The following is a 7487-nucleotide window of genomic DNA, read 5'->3' as shown; positions in this document are numbered from 1 at the left end:
TGACATGACTTGTGTAGGATAGGTGGGAGGCTTTGAAGCCGGGACGCCAGTTCCGGTGGAGCCGACCTTGAAATACCACCCTGGTCATGTTGAGGTTCTAACTCTGTCCTGTTATCCAGGACGAGGACACTGTGTGGTGGGTAGTTTGACTGGGGCGGTCTCCTCCAAAAGAGTAACGGAGGAGCACGAAGGTGCGCTAAGTACGGTCGGACATCGTACGGTTAGTGTAAAGGCACAAGCGCGCTTGACTGCGAGACAGACAAGTCGAGCAGGTGCGAAAGCAGGTCTTAGTGATCCGGTGGTTCTGTATGGAAGGGCCATCGCTCAACGGATAAAAGGTACTCCGGGGATAACAGGCTGATACCGCCCAAGAGTTCACATCGACGGCGGTGTTTGGCACCTCGATGTCGGCTCATCACATCCTGGGGCTGAAGCCGGTCCCAAGGGTATGGCTGTTCGCCATTTAAAGTGGTACGCGAGCTGGGTTTAGAACGTCGTGAGACAGTTCGGTCCCTATCTGCCGTGGACGTTGGAGACTTGAGAAGAGCTGCTCCTAGTACGAGAGGACCGGAGTGGACGAACCTCTGGTGTTCCGGTTGTCACGCCAGTGGCACTGCCGGGTAGCTATGTTCGGACGGGATAACCGCTGAAAGCATCTAAGCGGGAAGCCCCCTTCAAGATGAGGTCTCCCTGAGGACTTGATCCTCCTGAAGGGCCCTTGAAGACCACAAGGTTGATAGGCTGGGTGTGTAAGCGCTGTGAGGCGTTGAGCTAACCAGTACTAATTGCCCGTGAGGCTTGACCATATAACACCGAAGCGGTTTTTTGGATTGCGAGTGTAGCGCAGCTTTCGTTCAGCAGTTTGTGAGAGCAACAGGTTTTTGCCTGATGATCATAGCGGACTGGAACCACCTGACCCCATACCGAACTCAGAAGTGAAACAGTCCAGCGCCGATGGTAGTGTGGCATTGCCCATGCGAGAGTAGGTCGTCGTCAGGCATCTTATCCCAGGCCCCGGTAGCAATACCGGGGCCTTCTTGCGTTTGGGGTATGCCGAATTGGCCCAGGGCACGCCTCTCCCGTACCTGATCAGATGGACATGAGCATGAGATCAGAGGCGCCTCTGGGAAGCAGAACGATAGGGGAAAGCGATTCTGTCTGCAGCGTTAACACCCGGCCGTGCGCCACTCATCCGGGCATGCGGCCGGCTTCCGAAGATGAGCCCGATTGCATTCGGAAGAACGATTGTAAAATCTCCCTGAATATAAAACTGGTGCGGCTGTTTGCTGTCTGACGTTTTGAAATGAGGCAGGCGAAAGGTGAGCTTGAAGGGATGAAAAGTGGCGCCCCGGACAGGATTCGAACCTGTGACCTACCCCTTAGGAGGGGGTCGCGCTATCCAGCTGTGCCACCGGGGCGTAACGAGGCCGCATTATACTTTGCCCGATGCGGAAAGTCATCCCGCTGATGCGTTGCGTGGTAGAAGGCGGGAAAAGTCACGGTTTCAGGCTTGACCGGTGTGAACTATTCTGTGAGAGTTCAGTCCAATATCACTCAGACAGTCACCATTTCAGGAGTACTCAATGCTTGATACCCGCCCGATGCTGATGGTATCCGATTTTCCGGAAATCCGGCGGAAGCAAACCGAAACCCTTCAGGTCAATCTCGGTTATCGGTGCAATCTCAGTTGCACGCACTGCCATGTTGCGGCAGGGCCGCGGCGAACCGAAATGATGGATCGGGAAACCATAGAACTGGTGTTGGCCTATCTGGAAAAACATCAGATTGACCTGCTTGATCTGACCGGGGGTGCGCCTGAAATGAATCCTCATTTCCGGTATCTGGTCACCGAGGCCCGGCGCATGGGCGTCAGGGTGATGGATCGCTGCAACCTGACCATTCTGGTGGAACCGGGCTACGAAGATCTGTCTGTTTTCCTCGCAGAACAGCAGGTTGAGATCACAGCAAGCTTGCCTTGTTATACTCGCGAGAATGTTGACAAACAGCGTGGGAAAGGGGTCTTTGATGACAGCATCCGTGGCTTGCTGGAACTGAACCGTCTGGGATACGGGAAGCCAGACACAGGTCTTGTCCTGAACCTGGTTTACAATCCGGGTGGCCCGTTCCTGCCGCCGGATCAGCAAAAGCTTGAAGCGGACTACAAGGCCAGACTCCGCGAGGACTTCGGGATTGAATTCAACCAGTTGTTCGCCATTACCAATATGCCCATCAGCCGGTTTGGCAGCACGCTTCTCTCGAAGGGACAGTTCCATGATTACATGGATCTCCTCCGATCCTCTTACAGTGAGCATAATCTTGAAGGCGTGATGTGTCGCTCACTGATCAGCGTGGACTGGCAAGGCTATGTCTATGACTGTGATTTCAATCAGATGCTGCATATCCCATTGATCGCATCAGACAAGGTGAAACCGCATCTGCGTGATATCCTGGAAACATCGCTCGAAGGAGAGCGGATTCAGACTGCGGATCACTGTTACGGCTGCACAGCCGGCCAGGGAAGCAGTTGTGGTGGCGCACTCGACTGATCCCTCTCCCTGGTTGTCAATCATCGTGCCGGTCTGGCGTGAAGGGCCGGCGCTACTGCCGTTTCTGGAAGATCTGACGGCCTTCCGGCGCCAGGGCGCTGAGGTGATCCTTGCCAGGGCGGAGGGCGACATACCGCTTTCAGGTGAATGTGCGGCCTGCACTGATGTTGTCATCACGGCTCCGAAAGGACGCGCACGTCAGATGAATGCCGGGGCCTCCGTTGCCAGAGGCAAAGTATTGCTGTTCCTGCATGCGGATACACAGTTGCCGCGTAATGTGCTGAAAATCCTGCGTCCTTTGGCTGAAAAATCGTCGGCAGCATGGGGGCGCTTTGATGTTCGTTTGTCTGGCAAGCATCCGGCGTTCCGGATAATTGAGTGGATGATCTCCTGGCGATCACGTCTGACCGGTATCGCAACAGGGGACCAGGCCATTTTTGTCAAGGCTCAGGTGTTCAGGGGAATCGGAGGGTTTCCGGATCAGCCGCTGATGGAAGATATCGAAATCTGCCGCACCCTCAAGAGCCGATACGGCCGGCCGGTCTGTATACGGGAACCGGTGCTGACCTCCAGTCGCAAGTGGGAGCAGGAAGGTATTCTGAGGACCATATGGCTCATGTGGTCGCTCAAGTTGGCGTATTACCGCGGGGCAAGTCCTGACGTGCTGGTAAAAAGATACTATGGAGCGCGTTATCAGAATGAATGAACCCGTCATTCCGCAGTTGATGATTTTTGCGCGCTGGCCCAGATTGGGAAAGGTTAAAACCCGGTTGGCCGCAACCGTGGGCGATGATCGCGCCCTCGACTGCTATCTGGCGTTGCTGTCTGCCGTTACAAGACAGCTCAAGCCCTTTCAACCCGAGATCTGGTGGGACGCGGAGCCCGAGCCTCAGGGAGCGGAACTCAGCACGCAACAGCTTGAGCTCTTGTCAGCGCTTTCGGCGGGCCTTGGTGAACGAGTGCAGGAGGGAGACAACCTTGGCGAGCGCATGCGCAAGGCCCTGTCCCAAGCTGTCCGGGAAGCCGGGGCGGGCATCATCGTGGGAAGTGATTGTCCTGCTGTTACCGTCGAGCATATCCGGCACGTGATTGAGCAGCTGCGTATCCATGACGTCGTGCTCATTCCTTCTGACGACGGGGGTTACGTCCTGATCGGCAGCCGCGTTGACCTCCCTCAGGCCTTTGACCATGCCCGGTGGGGTACGGGTCATGCGCTGGAAAATACCGTCCAGGCACTCAGCAATGCAGGGCTGTCCATCGGATACCTGCCCGAGCTGTGGGATGTGGATACCTGGGGGGATTGGGAGAGGTGGCAGCGTACCTGTCCGTCCGCCTCCGAAGGGGATTAGCCCACGAGCAACGCATGATCACGCAAGACAGCGAGCCCCAGTCTCACGGCGTCTTTCGCAGCGCCTTCCGGCCTGACCAGAAGTTCCGGTTTGATTCCGAGTTCAGTACCTCGTGACCTCAAAATGCCGGTCAGGGCCACCTCGATTTCGGTCTGGCTGCGCTGGCCATTACAGAGCAGTGCGACTTCTCTGACCAGGGGTTCCAGTCGTACAGTACAGTGCAGCTGGTTGGTGACCTGTCCGGATTCACTGTTCTGAAGCTGTTGGCGTGCGACCGGGCTCAGTAGCGGTGCGGACGAAACCTGATTGGTGCACAGGGGCGGTGATACACGCGGAAAACGGAGATGGCCACCAGCGTAGAGCTCCAGCAGATCCTGACAGAGCTGCAGGGCTTCTTTTTTGACCTCTTCCAGCGGAGTGGAATTGATATCCCGGCTCAGCACCTTGTAGGCATGATGAACCAGATCATTGAAGTTGAAACCGAGCGGCCAGGCATGCCAGAGACAAGTCAAGGCGGCCTTTGTTATGGGGGTGCTGGCCTTGATTTCCTGCCCGGTACCGCGCGAATGAAATTTCAGCTTCTTGTCGGGGGCCAGCGACGCTGTGTCTTCGCGTGCAGGCTTGAAGTCTGAAATGAAATAGAACGGCCGGATACGGTCGGGGTGAATATTCGGATTCACTGCGTTGGTCGAGTGCGTTACCAGCGAACTGCGGAAACTGCGTGACAGCATCAGGTCTGCATATTGTTCGAACTCTTCACGCGCACCGGAGAATGCCAGCAGTTTCTCCTGAAGCTCCGGATTGTGCAGCAGGGGAAAGTTATCCATCATGTGTGCTTCGCCCACGAACTTCAGCTGATGAGTCGCCAGCATGTCTGCGAACTGACTGAAGTACAGCGGGATGTTGAAGGGTTCGTAGTACTCGTGAACCAGGTAACTAGGAGGCAGGGCATCCAGCTGTTTTCTGAATACTCTGGCAATCCTGGCGGTAGGTGTGTCTTCTCTTGAACTGCCCTGTTCGGCCAGCAGGTCTGCGATCTCCTTCAGTGCTTCATGTTGTTCATCAAGACCTTTCGCATGGCGACCATGAAAGCGAATGGCGTGCTTGAGCACATCCCGGAAATGCCAGCCGGGGTAGGTGTTGTAGCTGATATAAGCGATACCCTGAGGGGAAAGCAGATTCCGGATACGCTCAAGAATGGCCGATTGAACACTTTCCGGTACCCAGGAAAAGACACCGTGACAGATGATGTAATCAAAGGGACCGGCATTGTCCGGGAGGTGTTCTATGGATCCGCTGTAAAACTTGATGTTACGGAGTCCGAGGCGGGCGGCACGTTCTGCGGCAACGTCAATCTGACTCGAGCTGATATCGACACCGACAAACTGGCTGTCGGGTGCATTGAGTGCCATGGGGATGAGGTTGTCCCCCAACGCACAACCAATCTCCAGAACCCGGCCATGAGCCGGGTGAACCGGCTGGAGTCCGAAAAGCAGGCCGATGGCCGCCAGCGTTTCCGGATGCGTTTGCAGAAACGCACTGCTTTCGTAGTGCGTTTCATCATAAGCCTTGGCGATGAGGGTTTGACTGTCCATTCGGCCTCTCAGGGTTGCGCGTAAATCACCAGATCAATGGGCTTTTTGAGATTATAGGCGCGTTTGGCGTACCAATCCTGTACGGATTCGGGTTGCCGGTACAAGCTGCTGTGCGCTCCGGCATGGATCAGGCCGATGAGCTTCAAGCCCGTGCTTTTGATCAGTTCGTCCAGGTGGTGGGGCTCGAGGTAATGCCATACACCCCGGAAAAACCGGTCACGCACGCCTTCCAGACTGTAGAAGGCCGGATCCGAGAGAATCGGGAGCCAGTCTGCACGGTGAGCATCCTGCATGATGGCGTGGCGTAACGCCCTGACGCCCTCAATATGGCGCTGATCAAACTGTTCCCGGACCAGCGTCTGGACGATACGTTCCGGGTCATCCTGATCGAACAGGGTGACCTTGAACTTCACCAGCCCTTGGGGATTCACGACACGTGCCATGGCACGCACGGCTTCCAATGGGCTGTCCAGCTGGTTTAACGGGCGGGCGCATTCGAGCACGTCGGGCCGGGCGTTGAGGGCGCCGAGTTGTTGCAGGTCAAGCGGCAGAAACCGGATATTGAATCGGCCGGCTTCAGGGCGTGACTGGGCTGCGGCAATGTTGACCAGAACCGGGTCGACACCGGTGACATGAACATCGGAAAACTGACTGGCAAGCTGGGCTGGCCGCTGCCCGGTCTGGCACTCCGTCACGAGGACATTGAGCGGGCGTTTTTCGAAGTTGAGAACCTGAGTACCCAGTTGTGCACAGAGCAAATCGTGCAGTGACTGGCGCGGGCCCTTGATCCGGACCGCTGCAATGGTGGGCCAGGGGAGGCGGTCTTCATGGCTCATGGCCTCCGTCACGGTTCTGGGCTTGAGCATGTGCTGCCGCAGATCCACACAGCGGGCATGGATGTTCGCAGGTTGCCACAGCGCCTTGTCCATCAGTGGTTCGAGAAGGTCCGGCCAGTGGTTCGGTTCGGTGCCCAGCAGCGCCGGGGCACTCATGCTGCTGTAGAGTGACTGATACATGGCCAGGATCAGGGTCGCACCAACAACAGTTTCAATGGGCTCACGGGTAAACAATGCCTGGCGGATCTGCTCATCCAGCAGGTTCAGAACCTGTTGCTCCTCCTGTGCGACCGGCCAGACATAGCCACTTTGTGCGGCGGCCATGCCCAGTGCAAAGGCGAGTGCCTGTAGGCTTTCACGAAGGGTTCTTGTCTCGGCGGCTTCAGCCAGGATGGCGGTGCGCACGGCAGTGGCGGTTTGTTCCACTTCGGGGCTCAGGATCAGTCCCTTCGCCAGCACCTGGAGGAACAGCATGTCCGAGGCCAGCGTATTGAGGTCTATCTGAGCGTCCGGGATGTCCAGCCGGTAGTGACGGATGAGCAGCGTGTTGGCGAGCGGTGCCCAGGCCCGCGGCCGGCTGCCCGGGTGTTCGATCAGGCTGAGCACCGTGTTGGCCAGTTGCGGATCCCAGTGGTCTGCCTGGAGGTGGGCTGCACAGGTTTCCAGTGCGTCGATGAGCGCCGCATCCTCAAGGCCCTTTTCGTAAAGGGAGCGGTAATGAAGAAAGGCGCCTGCCCAGTTTTCCTGACGGAGCAGGGTGTCTGCAATGCCGCGGAATGCCTGGGCGTGATTGGGCTGAAGAGACAGTGCGCGTTCAAAACTGGTACGCGCCTGGCTCAGCTTGCCATACTGAAGCTGAATGTAGCCCATCTGGGTATGCAGGTCCGCATTTCCCGGTGAACGCTCTATGGCAGTCCTGACCAGTGTTTCAGCCTGTTCAAGTCGGCCCTCTGCGGTGGCGGCAATGGTCAGCAGTGCCTGGGTTTCTTCCGGCAGGGAAGATTCCTTCAGCGCAGTGCTGAGCAACGTGCCGAGCGGCGTTGAGTTGCCGCCCAGAGCGCGCACCTGCTGAACCGCTGCCGCGAGCAGGGCATCAATGGCTTCAGGATGGCTGGCGATAGCCTGAGACTGCCTGGCGTTCATGGTCTGATCCTCTTTCTG

The 7487-nt window shown here is 57.1% G+C and carries 5 protein-coding genes, 1 tRNA gene and 2 rRNA genes (1 of these 8 running past the window's edge); 5 read left to right on the top strand and 3 right to left on the bottom strand.

Annotated elements, in window-relative coordinates:
* Nucleotides 1-806 (top strand): 23S ribosomal RNA (locus tag AAIA72_RS04155); it begins 2088 nt to the left of the window's first position.
* A gap of 78 nt (nt 807-884) precedes the next feature.
* Nucleotides 885-999 (top strand): 5S ribosomal RNA (rrf, locus tag AAIA72_RS04150).
* Between the two features lie 342 nt (nt 1000-1341).
* On the opposite strand, the gene AAIA72_RS04145 is transcribed toward rrf, so the two are convergent.
* Nucleotides 1342-1418, bottom strand: a tRNA-Arg gene (locus AAIA72_RS04145).
* 165 nt (nt 1419-1583) lie between these two features.
* On the opposite strand from AAIA72_RS04145, the gene arsS reads away from it, so the two are divergent.
* The 3 genes from arsS to AAIA72_RS04130 are packed head-to-tail and all read left to right on the top strand — an operon-like array spanning nt 1584 to nt 3895.
* Complete coding sequence (gene arsS, locus AAIA72_RS04140; RefSeq protein WP_369602169.1) at nt 1584-2546, top strand: arsenosugar biosynthesis radical SAM (seleno)protein ArsS; 963 nt, start codon at nt 1584-1586, stop codon at nt 2544-2546.
* Nucleotides 2530-3252, top strand: a complete 723-nt coding sequence (locus tag AAIA72_RS04135; RefSeq protein WP_369602168.1) for a TIGR04283 family arsenosugar biosynthesis glycosyltransferase — start codon at nt 2530-2532, stop codon at nt 3250-3252. The genes arsS and AAIA72_RS04135 overlap by 17 nt, the downstream gene beginning before the upstream one ends.
* Nucleotides 3245-3895 carry a TIGR04282 family arsenosugar biosynthesis glycosyltransferase gene (locus AAIA72_RS04130; protein ID WP_369602167.1) on the top strand — a complete coding sequence of 217 codons (651 nt, stop codon included), beginning with the start codon at nt 3245-3247 and terminating at the stop codon, nt 3893-3895. Before AAIA72_RS04135 ends, AAIA72_RS04130 begins: the two co-directional genes overlap by 8 nt.
* Here the strand turns inward: AAIA72_RS04130 and AAIA72_RS04125 are convergent.
* Nucleotides 3892-5490: a methyltransferase regulatory domain-containing protein gene (locus tag AAIA72_RS04125; protein ID WP_369602166.1), complete on the bottom strand. Its 1599-nt coding sequence runs from the start codon at nt 5488-5490 to the stop codon at nt 3892-3894. The genes AAIA72_RS04130 and AAIA72_RS04125 overlap by 4 nt on opposite strands.
* Nucleotides 5491-5498: 8 nt before the next feature.
* A complete protein-coding gene (locus AAIA72_RS04120) occupies nt 5499-7469 on the bottom strand; it encodes a tetratricopeptide repeat protein (protein WP_369602165.1) in 1971 nt (656 codons plus the stop codon).
* Between the last annotated feature and the right edge of the window lie 18 nt (nt 7470-7487).

This window comes from Thermohahella caldifontis, assembly GCF_041153465.1.
Lineage (GTDB): Bacteria > Pseudomonadota > Gammaproteobacteria > Pseudomonadales > Oleiphilaceae > Thermohahella > Thermohahella caldifontis.
This window is presented reverse-complemented; position numbering and strand designations above follow the sequence as displayed.